Origin of the sequence: Chryseobacterium sp. Leaf394 (genome assembly GCF_001424105.1) — a bacterium.
In the GTDB taxonomy this organism is placed as follows: Bacteria; Bacteroidota; Bacteroidia; order Flavobacteriales; family Weeksellaceae; genus Chryseobacterium.
This window is the reverse complement of record NZ_LMQH01000011.1, coordinates 2,061,442-2,082,009: the sequence shown is the minus strand read 5'-3', so window position 1 is coordinate 2,082,009 and position 20,568 is coordinate 2,061,442. Positions and strand designations below refer to the sequence as shown.

Genomic DNA, 20,568 nt, shown 5'->3' with positions numbered 1-20,568 from the left:
CTTAAAAACAGAGGGAAATTACATTAAAAAACGAGGAGCTAGAAAATGAAAATAGTAAGCAGAGAAATAATTATAGGAGTGAATTTTGGTTATAGAATTTAACCTCAAGCATGTTTGATAGTTCGTCATTTATTAAACCATTTACTATAAAATTTGAGCTATACTTACTAGAATTTTACATTATTTTCGTCCTTAAAATTAGATAAAATTTTGAGGTGTACAGGCGAAATCTATCAATTATCACTGTGGCAGTCGGGAAATACTAATTGTCTAATTTACAGAATCTTATAAGGCTGGAGTTGTACAAAAGTAGTACAAATGTGCATTTGAATTTTATCCTTAAAAATTGTAAAGCTCTGTTTTACACTTGCTTAACGTGACGAGATTCGTGCGGAAAAGTAGAAAAAAAAGATGTTGCAGCATCTTAATCGTGTACTACTTTTGTACACCTCGATCTACATAAACCACCATCAATAAATACTTCTATAGATACTGTATCGGGCGGCGCACAAGATTTCAGCGAATATAAAAACTCTATCCCAATTTTTTGAAGAAATTGTTTAGTTGAAAAATCGTAGGGAAATTATCTTGATGTATGGCTTTCTTTTCATAATTTTATAATCTCTCAATTAAAATGCTATATCTAAAAAATGTTGCATTTAGAAGGGAATAAAATTTATCGGTTCGCCCGGTGCCGTTATTGGCAAAGAGATAACAAGTAAAGGTACACCTGATTCGTTTTTTGTTAATGGTAACAATTACATTTTGTTGAATGTACAACAAAAAAAGAATTGGAGAGTCAAAATCATTTCAGAAGCTTTTAAAAGTGTATATTATTTAAACTTTTATGAATAATAATCCTAACGTGCAAATAAACACTGTCCGTTCCTAATTTCAAGGAAGAAAGGACGTTTTTGCCGTTCGTTGGGAAAAATCAGGAAAGTCTGGTTATATGCCTGCATATCAATACGACCCATATCATTATCGTGCACATAAAATAAATGGCGGTACTTTTTCAAATTATCCGCACAAAAATTTTTCACCACTTACCGATAATGAAATTCAAAAACATTTAGATGGCATTCAACAAATTGGTGTTTATCCTTTGTTGCAAGACAATACTTCTTATTTTTTGGTCGCTGATTTTGATAAACACAATTGGAGAGAGGAAGCCATCAGTTTCTTAAACTCTTGCAAAGAAAAAAATATTCCTGCATATTTGGAACGTTCACGTTCGGGAAATGGCGGACACGTTTGGATATTTTTTGACAGACCATATCCTGCAATCCGAAGTAGAAAAGTTTTTATTTCAATTTTAGAAGAATCGGGAGCTTTTTCAATGTTTGATAAAAGTTCCAGTTTTGACCGATTATTTCCTAATCAGGATTTTCTTTCAGGGAAAGGTTTGGGTAATTTGATTGCATTACCATTTTTCAAACCTGCAATGGAAAACGGAAGTAGTTGTTTCATTAATCTGGAAACCTTTGAACCTTATTCAAATCAATGGCAATTTCTAAATGAAATTCAAAGAGGTTGCATTGATGTTTTGGATAATTTATTTCAGGAAATTTCAACAACACAAAATTCACCAATTTTTAAAAGCGATAACGGAAAACTATCAATAACACTCCAAAAAAATATCCGTATTCAAAGAGATGGCTTGACAACTCCATTAATAAATTTTCTCAAAGAAGAGTTGAATTTTGCCAATTCAGAATTCTTTATCAAGAAAAAATCAGGTAAAAACACTTTTGGAACGGAACGTTATTTTAAGCTCGTCGAGGAAACAGAAAATGAAATCATCATTCCCCGAGGCTTTATCGGGAAATTGCTTCGATTTTGCAAAGAACAAAATTTGGATTTTGATTTTCAAGACCATAGAAGACTGAAAGAAGAAATTGAATTCACATTCAATGCAACATTGAGAAATCATCAAGATAAAGTTTTAGAAACCGTCTCAAAAAAGGATTTTGGAGTTATTGTTGCTCCACCCGGTTCGGGTAAAACAATTATGGGTTTAAAAATTCTTACGGATAGAAAACAACCAGCTTTAATAATTGTACATCGCAAACAGTTGTTGGAACAATGGCAGGAACGAGTTCAGGCATTTCTCGGAATTTCTAAACACGAAATCGGTATTATTGGTCAAGGAAAAGCTAAGATTGGAAAGCAAGTGACTATTGCTACGGTTCAGAGTTTACCAAAACAAATAGAACAAATCCAAAATCTATTCGGAACAATTCTAGTAGATGAATGTCATCACATTCCTGCAGAAACTTTTCGAAATACGATTGAAAAACTGGAAACATTTCATTTGTATGGTTTGACGGCGACACCATTCAGAAAATACAATGACGACAAACTTATTTCTGCTTATTTGGGTGATGTGATTTCAGAGGTTACAAGCAATGAAATCGAAAATTTCAAACACGCTCAAATCATTATCAAAACTACCGATTTGGATGTGCCATTTAATTCAAAAACAGACAATTTTGAAGCTTTTTCAAAAATTTTGATTCACGATTCAGAACGTAACAAGCTTATTCTAAATGATATAATAACGGAACTTTCCAAAGGAAAACGAATCGTCATTATCACTGAAAGGAAAGAGCATATTGATACGCTTTATCTTTTCTTGAAGCAATCTTATGAAATTATTACTTTAAGCGGGGATGATTCCGAAAATAACAGGAAATCCAAATGGCAAACCTTACAGCAAGGCAATTTTCAAGTTTTAATTACTACAGGACAATATTTTGGCGAAGGTTCGGATTTATCCAATATCAGTTCTCTATTTTTAGTATATCCGTTTTCATTCAAAGGCAAATTAATTTAATACATTGGTCGAGTGCAACGTTCGGAAATCAATCCTACTATTTACGATTATCGGGACATCAAAATTGATTATCTGAACAAAATGTTTTTGAAACGGAACAGTTATTATCGTCAAATAACCAAACACACAAGCTTATTTGACGAACCAACCGAATTTATTACTGAAAGACAAAGTTTAATTATTACTAAACAAATCAAAATTGCAATAGAAGATTTGGATTTCAGATACGGTAATGTTGGTTTTGAATACAATGATAAAGAAAGCAGCCAAAGATTTGATTTTGAAATTGAAAATGAAGAATTTAGACCGGAATTTGAAGTTCTTAAACCTTATTTTATTAAGATTTTAAAATCAAAATCTATTAATATTGAAATTTATGCAGAGGTAGAAAATGGAGTAATCTTATCACAAATGGCGACTTCTGCCGATATTGAAAACATCAATAAAGAATTTATTGATAGCGTAAAGTTTCAATTTCTGAATAAAAACTTCATTTGTCAAATTCCTATATTAAAACAAAATATTCTTACAACAAATGAAGTTACAAATAATCAAAATTTTTATACGAACCCTGAGAATGTTCTGGACGATTTGTTAAAAGGAAAGCAATATAAACATTCACAACATATTCAGTTTTTAGCTGACAGACACGAACGAAGTATAATGAAATTACGGTTTGTTTTACAGCCTTTCTCATTTGTCTTTTTGTTAGCAGGAACTCAAAGCTATCACATCGTTTTAGAAACTTTAGATACCGAAGAAGCAACCTATATTTGGCATTCAGAAAAAAGCAAATCCGCATTGATAGACACCATAAAACAAATCGATAAAGAACTCAATATTATAAAAGAAAAAGGAAGACAAGCTTATTTGGAAACCATTCCAATTAACTTTTCAAGGGTTATACACGATTATTCGGGCAGTAATAAGGGGTTTTCAATTTGGAAAGGGCTGTTGGAGGAACGGCTAAATTAGCTGTAGTTTGTAATAATACTATAAATCAACTTTCATTACTAGTTTTAGAGAAAATTTTAGATTGTGCGTACTGTTGGATAAGCGCGAAGTAAAAGATACTCTATGAGAAAGCCCCAAAAATGAAGGGCGATTTTACTATCCATACCCTTTAAATTTGATACAAATTTAAAGGGTATGGAGCAGAATAGCAAATCTATCGCTATTTTGTCGCAAATATTTGCTAAATTTGCGACAAAAATACACCGTAAAACAATGGAAAGTATTGATAATAAAATACTTGATAAGATAAAAAAAGCCAAGAGGGGTTCGCTTTTTTATATTGAAGATTTTCTATCTTTTGGTAACTACAAAGCTGTTTCCAAGGCATTGGAGCGCTTGGTTAACGAAAAGAGAATTTATAGAGTTGCAAGAGGTATCTTTTCTATTTTAGAGCAGGACCCTCATTTAGGTGAGATTTTGCCAACGGCAGAAAAGATTGCAGAATCTATAAGAAAGAGGGACAAAGCTCGAATTATTCCGACAGGTACGTTAGCTCTTAATAAACTCGGATTGACGTCACAAGTACCAATGAATCTGGTTTATCATACAGACGGATCAGCTAGAACTGTTAAAGTAGGTAATCGAAATATTGTTTTTAAAAAAGCAAGCCCCAAAAATTTAGCTGTAATTGGAAACATTAGTGGTATAGTAATTCAGGCTCTACGAGAAATAGGAAAAGATAATGTAACAAATGATGAAATTCAAACGGTCTTAAATCACTTGAAAAATGAAGAGCTATACCGTTTAGAACATGACATTAAATTAGCTCCTGAATGGATCAGAGTAATAATGCGTAAAGCTTTGACTAAATCAAATGAAAAATAAATTTCTAAACTTACCGGAAAAAACAAGAATTAATGCATTCAATCAAGTTGCAGAAAAGAAAGGGATTACACCTTTTGCTGTTGAAAAAGACTGGTGGGTTACGCAAAGTTTATCTATAGTATTTAAAATGGACGAAGCTAAATATTTAGTTTTTAAAGGTGGTACTTCATTAAGTAAGTCGTGGAATTTAATTCAAAGGTTTTCCGAAGATATTGATTTGGCTATCGATAGAGAATTTTTGGGTTTTACTGAAATAACCAAAAGAAAGACTAATCTTCGAAAGAAATCAGGAAAATTCGTATCTGAAGAGTTTTATCCGAAGCTACAGAAATGTTTTGAAGAAAAAGGCATTGCCGAAGGTGTTACATTTACCTTAGAAGATTTTCAGTCATCAGACCAAGATCCACGAATCATTAATATTTACTATCCTTCAATCATTGAAACTAAAGGATATTTAAATCCCCGAGTACAAATTGAAATAGGTTGCAGATCACTAAAAGAACCTTTTTCTGATTGTTTAATTTCTTCTTTTGTTGATCAGGAATACAAAGATCTAGATTTTGCAAATGATGAGTTTCTCGTGCCCTCTGTCAATCCTGAGAGAACTTTTTTGGAGAAAATATTCTTATTACATGAAGAATTTCAGAAACCAAGTGATAAAATTAGAGTAAATCGTCTGAGTAGACATTTATATGATATTTATTCTCTTTATCATTCTGAGTTTAAAGATAAGGCACTACAAGATGAGGATTTATACAAAACTATTGTTCATCACAGAATCGAATTTACGAAAGTTGCTGGTGTTGATTATTTACTACACAATCCTCAAACAATAAATCCAATTCCTCCGAATACAATTATTAAGGAATGGCAAGAAGACTATGAAACCATGAAATCAGAAATGTTGTACAGCGACCACCGACCTGATTTTTCTGAAATCATTAAAACGCTAGAAAAACTAAAGTCCGAAATTAATAAATTGGAATGGGTGGTTTTTGAGGGGTAAAGAATTTCCTCAGGAAAATGATGATCTTAAGAAAAAGCACGCAAAACTTTTACATGACTTAATACGAATTTTAAGGTCTTAAAACTATATTCGAAAAATAAATTAAAATTGAGGTGTACAGGCGAAATGTATCAATTATTATCGGTGCAGTCGGGAAATGTGAAATAATTAATTTACTGCATGTTACAAGGTTAAAGATGTACAGGAGTAGTACAAATGCTATTTTTATTTCACCTCTAAAATAGTTAAAACCCTTTATTCATCGGTGTTTGCGATGACGATATTCTGGTGAATATTTAGAAAAAAAAGATATTGCAGCATCTTAATCGTGTACCACTTTTGTATACCTCGATTTGCTTAAACTACCATCAATAAAGACTTCTATAGGTACTGTATCGTGTCGATATTTTCAGGATGTAATCCGAAATTGATGCGGGTGTTTTTCTTCCATTAAGATTCAGTCAGGATTTTCTGTTTAGAAAATTTGGCTCAATTATGCTTTGAGTTTTTCGACAGAATTTACTATCAATTTTCATCTGCTTTGAATTTTCCGAATTGAACGAAATCAAAAAATTATTAGATGTATTAAGAATATTTTAAATTGTTATTTGCCAGAAAATAAGCTTTTTTAATTTACATTTAATAAAATATATTTCTGAAAAATTATTATAAATAACACGTCAAGTTCTGTCGCCGCCGTCCTCTATTTTTGCGCCATAAATAAAAATTTATGGACAAAGTAACATTACAAAGAATTGAAAAACTTCATCCTATAGTTAGGGAAGAAGTAAAAATGATTATCAAAGAATGCGATGACGCATTAACGGGAAAAGCTAAGGTCAGAATTACTCAGGGACTTCGTAGTTTTGAAGAACAGGAAAAACTGTATGCTATCGGAAGAATTACTTCCGGGAAAAAAGTAACCAACGCCAAAGCCGGACAAAGTATTCACAATTATGGATTAGCCGTTGACATCTGTATGATCATCGATGAAAAAACAGCAAGCTGGGATACCGTAAAAGATTGGGACAATGATAAAGTTGCAGATTGGTATGAGTGTGTAAAAATCTTTGCAAAATACGGCTGGGACTGGGGCGGAAATTGGAAAACATTTAAAGATCTTCCACATTTTGAGAAAAAGGCTATTACCACAAAACAAGGTTTAATCAAAACAAGTTGGAGAACCCTTGCGAAGTTAAAAAGAGATAAAGAAGGCTATATTATTGCTTAATTATCATTCCTGTTTCATATTATTTTTAACACGTCAAGTTCTGTCGCCTGCCCCATCTACATTTGCTTTACCAAAGAAAAAAGCAATGAAAAAGATCGCAATATTAAGTTTAGACGGCGGCGGAATCAGGGGGATTATTACCTGCATTATTCTACGCTATATAGAAGAACAGTTACAGATACACGATAAACCAGATGCAAAGCTCGGAGATTATTTTGATCTGATTGCCGGAAGCAGCACAGGAGCTTTAATAGCCTCAATAATATTATGTCCTGATAAACACCGGAAAGCAAAATACTCCATTCAGAAAGGTTTGGAATTGTATGCTGAGAAAGGAGGAGATATTTTTCAGGTTTCATTTTGGGAAAGACTTGTAAATCCTTTCGGACTTTTAAATGAAAAAATATCTGAGGAGTCTCTCAAAAAAAATCTGAATGACTTCTTTGGGAATCTGGAACTGAAAGAATTTATAAAACCTTGTCTCATCACGAGCTACGACATTGAAAACAGAAGAGCCAAATTATTCAACTCCTATAATGCCAACATCAATGCAGACAATTTTTATGTCAAAGATATTTGCAGGGCTACTTCGGCTGCGCCCACTTATTTCAGTCCGGCTCAGATCAAATCAATGTACGGGCAGATTTTCAGTCTGATTGACGGAGGAATGTTTGCCAACAATCCTGCTTTATGTGCTTATGCTGAAGCCCGAAAAATTCCTTTTGCGGAAGTTTTGAAAAACCATCAGAAGGCCAATTATCCTACAGTTAATGATATGATTATTGTTTCAGTAGGAACTGGAATCGAGTCAAAACCTTACTCATATAAAAAAATGCAGAAGTCAGGGAAAATCGGTTGGATCAATCCTATTATTGACATTCTTCTTTCTGCCAATGCAGAGACCGTAGATTATCAGCTTACGCAGATGTTTCAGACTTTAGGTCAGAGAAACCAGAAGAATTATTTAAGAATAAATCCTTCACTCAAAAATGCTTCTTCTGCAATGGATAATGTAAGGAGATCCAATATTGAAAACCTGATCCAGGCAGGCATGTGCTATATTGACGATAACCGTGAAAACTTAAATCAGATTGTTCAAAAATTAATCCGAAATAAAATATAAGCGAAAAAGCTTATAAATATCAAATATAAGTGAATTAACTTATATTGGAGAAAAAGAATTAATTATTTAAAACACGTCAAATTCTGTCGCTTTAATGCATTAGATTTGAAAAATAAAACCATCACAAATAACTAAAAATGCTATCCAACTATCAATCGATTGATTCAGGAAAAAGATGAAAATAAATTTAAAAAATAAAACACGTCAAGTTCTGTCGCCTTTCAGCTATACCTTTGAAGTATAAACAAAGCACAAAAAAGATTTCAAAAAACCTTTCTGATCGCCTTTGAATTCACCATTCACAAAATGCTGAACAGCCAGAATTATGTCAAAAATTAAACAAAATATCATGCACATTAAAAATTAAGGTGGAAATCCGAAGCCGGAAACCACCCTAAAAAATAAGGCTAAAACCTGAAGAAACTCTACTAAAAAGAGACTTCAAAATTTTAATCTTAAAAACCTGCAACAAAAATATGAATTAATGAATACAGAAGAAAATAATAATAACAATCTTAGCGACAGAGGCTCTTCTTTTTGGGAAACTATGGTTTCTTTCTGGCATAAAAACAGAGATTTTGGACAGCCGGAATCTGTCTGGAAAAAAAAAGCAGATCTTGTAAATGGTACAGTACCTTCAAGTCAATTACCGAGCTATGTAGATGATGTTATAGAAGTTGATTTATTTCAGAGTCTACCATCCTCAGGAGAGAAAGGAAAAATTTATATTATCACAACAGATAATACTCAGTATAGATGGAGTGGATCGGGCTATATTCAAATAAACTCGCTAGAATTTACGATGGATTTAAGGACTAATCAAGATGTAAATGGTAAAAAAACATTTATCACAAAAGGAGGAAATAGATATACCAATAATAATTTGTGGATTGGTTCAAGAGATGGCTATGATCCTTCAATTACATTTATTAAAAGTAATAATGCATCACAACTTAGTTACGATGGTAAGACTTTTCTTTTTAGAAATGCCGATGGTTCAGAAGCAGCTTCATTAACAGCTGAAAGTGTTGTTGCAAAGAATCGTTTTTTAGGAAGTGTATTAACATCACCCGTGATGGACGGAGGTCTGGTTTTTAATGCAGCCAACCAAAGTCAGCTGTACATAGGAAATCCTTCAGTGAATGATGTGATTATTGAATCGGGTAATAACAGTCTTTATCATCATCGAGCGGGATTTGGAAAAGGTAGAATTTGGGATGAACATATTCTTCCTCAGACTGCTATTGATAATTGGAATAATAAGTTCGGAGATTTAAAACGTACGGATGACTTAGATTCTATTTCAAAATCAGGTATATACAGGCAGGAAACTCCTAATTCCGGATTTCATTATACGACTACCCTAAATATGAATTCGGCGGATGGCAGACAGCAATTAAGTATAGGACGCCATGGAGAAGGAATGAAATTTAGAGGTTCTGATAGGGGTTCGGGAAACGGAGGATGGGAAGCATGGAAAACTATTTGGCACGATGGGAATTTAAATCCAGCCACACAGAACGATTTAAGTTATAAGCTGAGCAAGTCTGGTGATACCATGACTGGTAGTATCAACTTCGCAAACAATAGTGGAGGAATTAAAGGAGTAATTGGTGATAATGATTATTGGCGAGTTTATGGTAATTCAACAGGTTCAAACCAAGGGTATTTGGAAATTGCGACAGGTGATGACGGAAATGAACCTATTTATGCGCGTCAATACTCAGGTGAGTTTAATAGTATTGTAAGAACCGCAACTATTCTTGATGAAAATGGAAATACTCATTTTCCTAAAAATATTACAGCGGAGTCTTCAATCAATGCTGGTAGTGATTCTCGAATATCAGGAAGAATATTTGGTAAGGTTGAACTTATCGATGCAACAGGATTAAGTCAGGATACCTACTATCCAGTTCCTATTAAACTTCAAACCAGCTATGCATCAAAAATAAAAGTTTACAGAAATTTAGATGGTTCAATGGGGGTACCATTATATTCAACACATCATGGTGGATTTTGGTGTTATTATGAGTTTGAAGACTATGGAAATGGCTGGGGAGGTACAGATAATTTTACAGTTTGTAATTTTCAGCAACAATCTTGGAGTTATGGTTTTGCAATTGGATATAGTAAAATTGGCGAAAGTTCTGAATCTATAGTATGGGTTAGAGGAGGTTCAAAATATTGGTTTGATGTTAATGAAAATACACCACTTGTTCTTTATCCTAATGGGTATACATCACCTTATGGTCAAACAGTAAATCCAACAACTGTAAGACCTTGGGTTGATATTAATAAAAATACTACAAGTAAAGATTTAATTAACTATTGGAAAAAATCTGATTTAGAAGATTATAAACAATATGGTCTAGGTACAAATTTACCACAAATAGGGAATGTAAATAGCCAAAGATCAACAGGGATGTACTATCTGGGATTTAACTCTTTGGGGACACTTCCTTACGAATATGCAAGTGTTTTACACTTCAAATATACAGACAATGAATATGCTCAATTAGCAATTCAACATGGAGGTGATAACCTGGCTTTTAGAAGAAATAACAGTTCATGGATGCAAGTTTGGCACAATGGAAATTTCAACCCAGATTTAAAAGTCAATAATATTGAAAATGCTGCAGGTATAGGTTTTACAAGTGGTAATTCGAATGAAGCTCCATATTTCTATCATAGTACAGACGGATATAGATTTTTAGCAACACAAACCTGGTCATCCGACAATTTTATTACAAAAGCACATCCTGTAAATGCAATCGCCCAAACGGATATTGATAATTGGAATAACAACAATGTTGAGAATTTAGTTTCTGACATTATTTATGAAATTGGTAGTGCATCAGATTATATTTTAAAATCTGAATCTCTGTTTTACAATGTAACTTTAAAAGGAGATCACTCCATAGGCTTAAATTTCTCAAACTTAAGGCCAAAAGAAACTTTGACATTTCGAAACTTGCGCTCAGAAAGCTATGGTGTGAAGATAAATGGGGGAAGCCATTATTCGATTGGAGGAAATTCTGTTGTGGCTTTCTACATGAATGAAAATGCCGAGATCATAATAACAAGACCTGGTGGAGAAGTCGTATTGTATATGTAAAAAACTAAAAATTTCTTTAAATTATCAATGCTTTAAATTTTGTTTCATATAATAAAAGTTTTAGTCCGTTACATTATTGCAAAATGGTAAATTTTGTTTCGGTAAAATTCTATTGAAATCACTTAACCTTTTTTAAAAAAATAAAACACGTCAAGTTCTGTCGCTTTTCAGTACTACTTTTGAAATATAAATAAAGTCGGAAAAGAATCCAAAAAACTTACTGAAATATTCAAAATTTATCATTCACAGAATGCTGAACAGCCAGAGCTATGTCAAAAAAATTAGTATATGAGTAATAAAAAATGAGGTGGATATCGATAGTCTGATACCACTAAAAAAAATAAGACTTAACCGGGAAACCATTCTACTAAAAAGAACTTCCAAAAAATTTTAATCTTAAAAACCTACAAAAACAATGACAGCAAACAACAACTCTTCGCAAACACTTTTCAGATTTGCGACCATGCGTAACCCACAATTATCTGATCCTCAAAACAAAGATAAGAGATTTATCTTCAGACCTCAGGCAGCTGCAGATGAAAGCATTTATGATGATAAACTGCCGACCGATAAAACATTATCTGTCATTTCAAAAAAAATTGATAATCCTGCATCAGGTTACAGTTTAGAAATTTACTCCGAAGACTCCTTGAAGGATCTTATGCCACAAAAATTCTATCATCTTGCAGTTTGGGTAGCCAGAAATAAGTCAACCGCTACAAAAGAAGAATTTGACCAAAAGGTAGATGCCTATAAATCAGCAGGAAATCCTCTTCTGAATTTGACAACTCTTACAGATATCTGGGACAACTTGGTTTATCAGGTAGTAACGCAGAAAGATTTTTATGCAAAAGAAACCATTATGCAGTTTTTGCATTTGAATCATATTCTAGAAAATTACGATGGCACGGAGCAGAACTTCAACGACATGAAAAAAGCAAAAGTTGTATTGCCTAAAGAACTGTTTAAAGTAAAAGGTGCTGCAACTGCGGGAATTGGTTCAAACATTACACAGAAAACAGCTTTCAACAGCAGTGCGATGAAGTCTGCAGAAGCTCATCTTGATCTTCAGGACAATGAAAATCTGATGACCTCTTTACAGAAGATGGAAAAAGTATTCAGAAAAAATGCTGATGATGCATACAAAACAGCATACAGAAAATATGAAGCAGAAACGAAACCCGCATTAAAACAAATGCAGAAAGAGACTGCATCAGCAGAAAACAGAAAACAGATCTTCGAAACAAGAATCAATTATCTCAGCCAGCTCAGCGTCGCAGACCCTGAAAAATTCTATGCTAATGCAGAGCTTGAAATGGAACTCCACAGACTGAAAGAAGACATTCTGAATATTAGCTATCCTGAGACTGAAATTCCCGAGTTCGTATTTGAAAATAAAGTTCTAGAAATCGATCCGGCAGCAATTGAACGAACATTGAGTACGGAACAAAAAAATGCATTATGCAGATTATTCAATGCTCCGTCTGTTACCGCTGCATTATCAGGTATCACAACTTTTGATGAACTTTATCAGAATATCACGCAAAATAATCAGCTCTTACAGCAGACTGTGTTAAATAATACATTTTTGCCTACGCAGGTTTCAACTAATATCGGTGGTGTAGTAATTCCTGTTAATAATCTTCCAAACTATCCATTAGGACAAATCCCATTCAGTGTAAGAACATACTCACGAAGTTCAACAGAGTGGAGCCTTCTCTTTGTATTGTCAAATACAAATCAAATTATAAGTGGAAATTATAAAATTACAGTTAATGGAGCTGACTTTACTTCCAGTAGCATTTCCAATACAGGAAGCGGCACCACTTTACTATTTGATGTTCCTAAAATTTTGGTTTCTCAAACTGCATCTACAGGAGGATTTGCTTTACAGGGAGAAATTACTTTAGATGACGGAAATACCTATCTTTTAAATGTTACACTCATAAAAGACCCTACTGATTTAGACAGACTAACCAAAAGTCCACACTTTAAAGGAAATGCACTATTAGTAGCAAGAGAGACTGAAATTACAGAACCTGAGAACCCTGAAAATCCAGAAGTGCCTACTTTACCCAATGAAGGGATCGACGGTTTCTTTATCCCTTCAGGCTTCGGCATGAAAAACATTGGTATTGCAGATTACCGTAAAGTTGAACAAAGCACCTATTGCTATGTTGAGGGTGATGTAGCGCATATTGAAAACATCATGGCTCGTGAATACAAGGAGCGTGCAACGAGAAGATTAAAGCGAAGTGAATCTCAAACAACTTCATCTTCTGAAACAGAGAAAGAGAAGCTTACAGATACTTCTTCTACCGAAAGACATGAAATGCAGAACGAGATTTCTAAAATCATGCAGGAAGCAAAAGATTTTGCAGCAAATGCAGGAGTGATAGCAAATTGGAAAATCGGTGATGCCGGATTTTCTGCAAACGCCAATGCCAGTTATGCAACTCACAACTCAAAAGAGGAAAGCAACAGGCAAGCAGTGACTGAAGCAAAAGATATTACTGCAAGAGCTTTAGATAGAATCGTAACTAAAGTGAAAGAAGAACGTATTGACAAAATTCTTGAAGAATACGAAGAAAATAATAAGCATGGTTTTGATAATACCAAAGGAAGCAGTCATGTAGTTGGTGTGTACAGATGGATAGATAAAGTGGTAAAGAACCAAATCTTTAACTATGGTAAACGTATGATGTTTGAATTCATGATTCCTGAGCCTGCAAAACTTCACAAATTAGGAATGACATCTAAAAGTTCCGAAAATACTATCGTGAAACCTATAGATCCTAGAACAGCAGATCTTCATAAAATGGAAAATAGCGCTTCACTGGAAGGTATTTTGGGTGAAACAGTTCTAAAATACTGGGCTGGAAAATTCAACATCGAAGCAGATGAAAAACCAAAAGAAGTAATTTATTTAGGAAAAGCTTTCGAATTTGCAAGTAATGATCATAATCAGGCTCAATCAAAATCTGGTATGATAAATATTTCGGAAGGGTATAAAACCATTGCAGCTTGTGCATCATTATCTTGTGCTGGACCTGGAGGAAATACTGGTTGGGGATCTGCAATTTTTATAAGTATGGGAAATGCTACTAGGTTTTATGAATATACTAATACCACGGAAAGAAATACTGGCTTTATGGCTGTTGAAGAGTTCAAAGATGAATTCCCTGTTTCGGTTGGTTTTACCAATCTTCACATTTTAGATTTGAACGTAAGTGTAAAATGCCAACTTACCCAAGAAGCTAAAAACGCATGGCTTCAGAAAACTTTCAACAAGATCATCGAAGCCTACGAGATCGAACTTGAAAAATATAATCAGGCTATAGCAGAAGCAAAAGCTTTGGGAGTACAGATTAAAGGTTCAAACCCTGGTTTCTACAGAAAAATTGAGAATACCATCTTAAGAAAAAACTGTATTTCTTATATGCTGGATCAGGATCCTAATGTTGAACTTACTTTTGGTAAAAAGAGATATAAAACCAATAATGGTTCGGCAGAAACTTTCTTGAATACCAGTATCAAAGTAGATGAAAAACTGGATCAGTATGCAGCGTTTGTAAAATTCATGGAACAGGCTTTTGAGTGGGATATTATGAGTTATTACCTGTATCCTTTCTACTGGGGAGAAGACAAATCATGGCCGGATCTTTATCAGTTTGAAGACAATGACCCTACCTTCCGAGCATTTATGCAGTCTGGTATGGCAAGAGTAATTGTTACGGTAAGACCGGGATTTGAAGAAGCTGTAAGACATTATCTTTCTACAGGTCAGATCTGGAACGGCGGAGAAGTACCGGTAATTGATGATGAATTGTTCCTATCAATTGTAGACGAACTTCGATCTGCAGAAGGTACAAAAGAAGGAGAACCATGGAGAGAAAAAATCCCAACTGCACTTACCATTCTTCAGGCAGATTCTATCGGTCTGAAAGTTGAAAAAGCTTTGCCTTGCAATTGTGAACCGGGAGTGAAGTTTGATGATCAGCTGGGAGAAATGTGCGGAAGCAATTTTGCGCTCAACAATAACCAGATTGGTCAGTCATCTGACAAATGGGTGCAAATTAGTTTTAATGAGATGGATGATGTGTCTTACACTACAGTAAAAGACCTGAGAGATAATAATCTCTTCCCGAGAAAGTATCAGTGCCTTGGAAACAACATTGACATAGATTACTCATCAAGCTGGGCAGATACAGATTCCTCAGTGAAATTTTATAAAGCTCTTGCTGAAGAAATTTCAAAAATTGAAGGTGTAGAAGCTTATTCTACAGATGAAAATGGTATTACCTTTAAAGTAGACGCAAGGCTTATCAAAAACTTTGAGTTTGCAGAAGTGGATGCAGATCCTTTAGAAAAAATGCTCGCATTCTCTACAGATGCAGATACTTACGTAAAAATAACTTCACCACATCTTGATTTTGGACTTTCAAAAGTCTTGGATAAAAACGAACAGGCTCTTTCTTACGACGAGTATAAAAATCAGGCTCCATTAAGCAAATTTTTAGTCTAATCTGAAACTTAGTATTTAAACAGGATAAAAACCTGAGCTTATCGGGCAGCATGTGAAAGTGCTGCCCTGTAATCTGATACCAAAAAATGAGAATATTAATGACTAAAAAACAATTAAAATGGAAACAAATATAATAGATGAAAGACCGTCATTTGATGCTTTTTCAAAAGCAAAATGGAAAGATCTAGGGATTTCTAAACCAGACGGCGGGTTTGTATTTAAGCAATACTCAACTCAGGAAATGGCAGACACCTATTTTGGTGGAAAACCTGTTGTCAAATCGGAAAACTATGAAGTGTACACAGATGAAACAGACCCTATTAAAGAAATAGAGATAGATGAAGTATTAATGTATCACCACTTCACACAAGTCTTCGGTGATATTAAGGTGAAACTTTTTACAAGTAAGGACGGAATATTTCTTTTGCAAAGATTTCAGGAGCTTACTGAACCACAAGAAAAAACAATAGTTTTATTTTTAGAAATTGATGACGAGTATAACTTTCATACAGTAATGCATATAAGAGCCGGAAAGGATTTATCAGACTCTTCTAAAGTTCCTTTTGCAGATATTCTGAATTTTGTAAGAAAACACAGTGTTACTATTTCGCCTGATGATATGAAAAATCTTTTGAAAAAAGGTTTAATTGGTAATAAAAAAACATTTTGGGCTTGGTTGCTCAAGGTTGTTAGTGCACCCATTACTGATGTTTTTGATTTTTTTGGAGATAAATTCACACAAAAGCTATATGATGGTGCTGCAGATTTCTTTGGAAACACGGTCACCAAAGCGATAGAAAGTATAAAAGTAGAAGAAACAGGATGGAATCCAAAGCCTAAGGAAGGTAAGTTTAGTCCCATACTGATACCGCAGGAAATATGGAATGAATTGAAACCTTTTTATGAACATAAAGCTTCTGCAAGTCCACCGAAAAATTATGATGACGGACAAAAGGTAGTAGCAGAAGCAATTAACGGACTTTTTGGTTTGCTGGAAGATAAAAAAGCCACCATATTGAGAACGGTTGCTGAAGCTAAACCCTATCTTCCATTATCTTTATATAATGTTGTGAGCAGTGAGCTTGTTGCATTTTTTGGAAAAGTGAGTGATCTCAAAACGTTTCTTACAGATAATATACCAAGCTTGCAGACCATTATCTACAGAAGTTATACCTCAGCAAATGCTTTTTTGTGCGGAATTTACAATAGTTTGGTAGATGTAGTGGCAGGGCTGTTTTCTATTATAGGCTTTTTCTTCAGAGCAAAAGGAATAGTTAAAAAAATAAAAAGTGACCCTATGCTTTATGCGGAATATTTCATGGAGATAGTAGAAGGCGTAGTAGAAGGAATCCGAAACTTTGATGTGGTAGATTTCTTTTTTCAGGCGATTACTTTTCAGGCACAACTTGCCCATAAGGTGTTTATGGGAATTAAGAAAAGCACTACTGAAATAGAAATTACTATAGAAGAAGTGTTTTACTACTTCGGATATATTGTAGGGCTGATCATTGACATTATAGTAGAGACACTTCTTACAGGTGGAGCGGCAGACGTTGTAAAGCTTATAGAAGGTGTAGCCGGTTTTATGAAAAACCCATTGCGAAATCTTACTGCTTCTATCGGTAAAGTAATAAAAACTGCCGGAGATGTTATGGTAATAGGTTTAGAGTTTATACGCTTTATGATTAAGAAGCTGAAAGAAGGCTCTAAAGCACTGTTTGAGCAATTAAGTCGCTGGATAGATGATATCTTTATGGTTGGCGGAAAAGTAAAGAACTTTGTAAAAGATATTTATGAAGAATTCTTCAGCCTAAAAGTGAGAGAATACTTTGAGAAAATAGGCCTTCATCCTACCAAATATGAAAACGGTGTTTTTAATATGTGCCCAATTAATTAAAAACAAATATTATGGGAAATATATTGAATTGTATTAAATTAGACACCAAAATAGTAGACGACGGCAAAAAAGTATGTTCAATTCTAAGAAATGATGTAAAGATTGTAGAAGGTATTCCTGAAAAAGATTTAGAAAAATATATTGAAAAGATTGAAAAGGAAGCAAAAAAGGCTCTAAAATCTTTGGATGATTATTTAGATGAGTTAAGTCATATCAAAAATGGCAATAAAGTTTCAGGAATAAAATTTTTTACAAAATGGTTTGATGAAATTTCTTTAGAAAATTTTTTAAAGTTATGGGGTGAAAAAAAGCTACGACAAGCTATACAAAATAGAATAAGACACCCTGGAGGACTTCATGAATGGCTTATGGTTTCACGAGCAGATACATTTAAAAAATGGAACGTTTCGATGGTAGAAATTAAAAATTTAAGGACAAAAATTGAACATGTTATTTTTAAAAATCCTCCAGGAGTTCATGGTGGACTTGGCTCAACAACAGCACATAATGAGATTTTAGAATTAATTGATAGTTCTAAAGACTTTAAGTCTTTTAAGAAGAAGCTAATTAATTGGTCTAATCGTAGGCTTGAAGGAGGAGCGGAATCCTTGCCAAAAGGATTTTTTGATTAATAAACAATTTAAATATTTATATATGGAAAAAGAAAATATTGTATCAATTTGGGTAGGAAATTTTGAGAATGAGGAAAACTTTCGTTCCTATATTAAGGAAATATATGATGAAGAAGGGGATTCAAGCTCTAAATTTATGGAAGATTTTAATATTGATTATATTGATAATCAATTTCAAGAATCTGCTTACTTTAATGAAAAAATAAAGATAAACCTGTTAAATAATGCTTCTTACGCTGAAAGTTTTTTAAACAATCTAAATAATGATGATTTTAAAGAAGACAATTCAATCATTTTACTATATGATTTTGAATTTGATAAAAAAATAATTTTTAAAGACAATGTCAGGTTCATAGGGTTCTTTTCTTACAAAAAAAAATAATTTCTAATTTATAAATCCAACGGCAATCAAAAGTTGCCGTTTATTTTTAGAATCCCTTCGTGTGGCTTTTTCTTTTAACAAAATTTTCTAAAAGTGCAATTTTATTTATCTTTACAAAAAAACATAAAGATGAGTAGAAATTACAAATTCCATAATCCCGAAGGATTAAATTTCATAAGTTTGCAGTTGTAGGCTGGCTGGATTGCATTTATCCGAAATGAATACAAAGATATTTTTCTCGAAAGTTTAAGATTTTGGCAAAAAAATAAAGGTTTTAAATACATGCATGGTGTATTATGTCAAGCCATATATATTTAGTTTTCCGAAGTGTAGACGGCCAATAACCTGAACTTTTGATTGGTGATTTAAAAAGATTTACGAGCAGAGAAATTGTAAAAGCAATCAAAGAAAATCCTAAAGAAGCAGAAAAGAATTTCTATTCGACTTTTTTCTGAAAGAAGGCTCAAAAAGTTCTAATATGAACCAATATCAATTCTGGAGACATGATAACAAACCTATAGAACTTTGGAGCAATCATGTCATTAATCAAAAAATAATTTATGTACATCAAATCCTGTAGAAGCGGGTTTGGTTTTTCGGGCGGAAGATTACAGATACAGCAGTGCAATAGATTATTCTGATGAAAAGTTCTTTTGAATAATGTTGTAGTTTTTAGAATAATTGATTTTTAAGAATGACCACACGAAAGAATTCGGCAGCCGGGGGAAAACCGTAATGACACAGGCGGGCTACGAAGCCATGAGTGGAAGAATCATAGGAAAAGGACAATATTTTAAAGTGAAACAGCTAAAAGCTAGTAAATGGGATATTTCTGATGAATTTATGAAAAAATACAATTTATCTGAAAGTAGTATGCTTTATATGAATTTCAATATCGAAGTAAAAGTTAATACATTAAAAAATAAAAACTGTGATATAAGTAAAAATATTAAGAACAGAAAATGATGCAGAATAAAGAGGGGTAAATAATTTAAGTAAATTTATTGAAGGCTTAAACAATGTCTTAGGATTCTCGGTAGACATGCAACTAAGATAGATCCTTATTATAATGGGTATTATTTACTTCCTATAGGTTCAATTTCATGCATTAATTTTAGCAAATCAATAATAAACGAGAAAACATTTCTATTAAGTGTAATAAATTCAAGCATTCCTCAATATATTGAAAGATTTAATCCAGCAGAGTAACCAATTGGATGCTTTTCAAAAATGCTAGTACTGCAGTAATCGGCAAAACTAAAGTGATTGAAAAAATATCTCTCGAGAGGAAGACAATGATATAATGTATGAGGATTATTGTTATGATGAATATGTTCCTATTCCTTTTGATGGTACTTATGAACCTGTTGCTAAAGCTATTTTTAGCTATTTAGAAGTTTATGATAAATGGCTGAAAAATAAATAGTAAACCAGCCAAAAGTGTGAGTAATAGCAGGCATTTGTGTTATTTATGAATTTTATGTTGAATAGATAATAGGGATACCCCTGCCGCCATACGATTCTACATTGTGGCTTTTTCTTTTGACAAAGTTTTCTAAAACTGCAATTTTATTTGTCCATATAAAAAACATAAAGATGAGTAGAAACTATAGATTCCATAATCCCGAAGGATTATATTTCATAAGTTTTGCTGTTGTAGGCTGCCATGATGCATTGAGCAGAAAGAAATACAAAGGCAATTTTTTGAAAGCTTAATAATATATTCCGAAACTTACCCAAAAAAATAAAACACGACATGTTTTGTCGCATTAAGCCAATATATTTGTGGTAGTAAATTTTAGCAATAAGATTGCAGACCAAAAAACAAATATCAGAATGAAAAAAGATTTTTACCTGGCAAGATATGCCCTAATAATTAAAAAATTAGAAACCACTCCGGCAGATTATTCTCAGCTTGAAGACTATCTTCTAACCTCTTTCGAGTTTCAGGATGCAGGCGTACAAAGCTATTCTATCCGTAC

12 protein-coding genes are annotated in these 20,568 nt (G+C 33.3%); all 12 read left to right on the top strand.

All coding sequences use genetic code 11. The features are described from left to right. Positions 1 to 952: 952 nt before the first annotated feature. Entirely contained in the window at positions 953 to 2,836 is a 1,884-nt protein-coding gene (locus ASG21_RS14175; protein WP_241773501.1) for a DEAD/DEAH box helicase, read from the top strand. Between the two features lie 87 nt (positions 2,837 to 2,923). Next, positions 2,924 to 3,811, top strand: a complete 888-nt coding sequence (locus tag ASG21_RS20625) for a hypothetical protein (RefSeq protein WP_241773500.1) — start codon at positions 2,924 to 2,926, stop codon at positions 3,809 to 3,811. A gap of 174 nt (positions 3,812 to 3,985) precedes the next feature. Continuing rightward, on the top strand, positions 3,986 to 4,675 hold the full coding sequence (locus tag ASG21_RS14170) for a DUF6088 family protein (protein ID WP_241773499.1): 690 nt from the start codon (positions 3,986 to 3,988) through the stop codon (positions 4,673 to 4,675). Continuing rightward, entirely contained in the window at positions 4,665 to 5,681 is a 1,017-nt protein-coding gene (locus tag ASG21_RS14165) for a nucleotidyl transferase AbiEii/AbiGii toxin family protein (protein ID WP_056081415.1), read from the top strand. Before ASG21_RS14170 ends, ASG21_RS14165 begins: the two co-directional genes overlap by 11 nt. Before the next feature lie 730 nt (positions 5,682 to 6,411). After that, positions 6,412 to 6,912, top strand: coding sequence for a M15 family metallopeptidase (locus ASG21_RS14160; RefSeq protein WP_056081414.1), 501 nt, complete (start codon positions 6,412 to 6,414; stop codon positions 6,910 to 6,912). A gap of 85 nt (positions 6,913 to 6,997) precedes the next feature. Continuing rightward, entirely contained in the window at positions 6,998 to 8,035 is a 1,038-nt protein-coding gene (locus ASG21_RS14155) for a patatin-like phospholipase family protein (protein WP_056081409.1), read from the top strand. Positions 8,036 to 8,519: 484 nt separating this feature from the next. After that, positions 8,520 to 11,150: a hypothetical protein gene (locus tag ASG21_RS14150; protein ID WP_056081406.1), complete on the top strand. Its 2,631-nt coding sequence runs from the start codon at positions 8,520 to 8,522 to the stop codon at positions 11,148 to 11,150. Positions 11,151 to 11,565: 415 nt separating this feature from the next. Further along, positions 11,566 to 15,675 carry a hypothetical protein gene (locus tag ASG21_RS20085; RefSeq protein ID WP_128414307.1) on the top strand — a complete coding sequence of 1,370 codons (4,110 nt, stop codon included), beginning with the start codon at positions 11,566 to 11,568 and terminating at the stop codon, positions 15,673 to 15,675. Positions 15,676 to 15,793: 118 nt separating this feature from the next. Then, positions 15,794 to 17,572 (top strand): hypothetical protein, encoded by a 1,779-nt coding sequence (locus ASG21_RS14140; protein WP_056081403.1) that lies wholly within the window; start codon positions 15,794 to 15,796, stop codon positions 17,570 to 17,572. Between the two features lie 11 nt (positions 17,573 to 17,583). Then, on the top strand, positions 17,584 to 18,204 hold the full coding sequence (locus ASG21_RS14135; RefSeq protein ID WP_056081400.1) for a hypothetical protein: 621 nt from the start codon (positions 17,584 to 17,586) through the stop codon (positions 18,202 to 18,204). Positions 18,205 to 18,226: 22 nt separating this feature from the next. After that, positions 18,227 to 18,586, top strand: a complete 360-nt coding sequence (locus ASG21_RS14130; protein WP_056081397.1) for an immunity 22 family protein — start codon at positions 18,227 to 18,229, stop codon at positions 18,584 to 18,586. Positions 18,587 to 19,267: 681 nt separating this feature from the next. Beyond that, positions 19,268 to 19,552, top strand: a complete 285-nt coding sequence (locus tag ASG21_RS14125; protein WP_056081393.1) for a hypothetical protein — start codon at positions 19,268 to 19,270, stop codon at positions 19,550 to 19,552. Positions 19,553 to 20,568: the final 1,016 nt, after the last annotated feature.

Bases quoted from the DNA above. Each gene is read 5' to 3' on its own strand.
- ASG21_RS14175 (WP_241773501.1), top strand. From the start codon at position 953: ATGCCTGCATATCAATACGACCCATATCATTATCGTGCACATAAAATA.
- ASG21_RS14170 (WP_241773499.1), top strand. From the start codon at position 3,986: ATGGAGCAGAATAGCAAATCTATCGCTATTTTGTCGCAAATATTTGCT.
- ASG21_RS14165 (WP_056081415.1), top strand. From the start codon at position 4,665: ATGAAAAATAAATTTCTAAACTTACCGGAAAAAACAAGAATTAATGCA.
- ASG21_RS14160 (WP_056081414.1), top strand. From the start codon at position 6,412: ATGGACAAAGTAACATTACAAAGAATTGAAAAACTTCATCCTATAGTT.
- ASG21_RS14155 (WP_056081409.1), top strand. From the start codon at position 6,998: ATGAAAAAGATCGCAATATTAAGTTTAGACGGCGGCGGAATCAGGGGG.
- ASG21_RS14150 (WP_056081406.1), top strand. From the start codon at position 8,520: ATGAATACAGAAGAAAATAATAATAACAATCTTAGCGACAGAGGCTCT.
- ASG21_RS20085 (WP_128414307.1), top strand. From the start codon at position 11,566: ATGACAGCAAACAACAACTCTTCGCAAACACTTTTCAGATTTGCGACC.
- ASG21_RS14140 (WP_056081403.1), top strand. From the start codon at position 15,794: ATGGAAACAAATATAATAGATGAAAGACCGTCATTTGATGCTTTTTCA.
- ASG21_RS14135 (WP_056081400.1), top strand. From the start codon at position 17,584: ATGGGAAATATATTGAATTGTATTAAATTAGACACCAAAATAGTAGAC.
- ASG21_RS14130 (WP_056081397.1), top strand. From the start codon at position 18,227: ATGGAAAAAGAAAATATTGTATCAATTTGGGTAGGAAATTTTGAGAAT.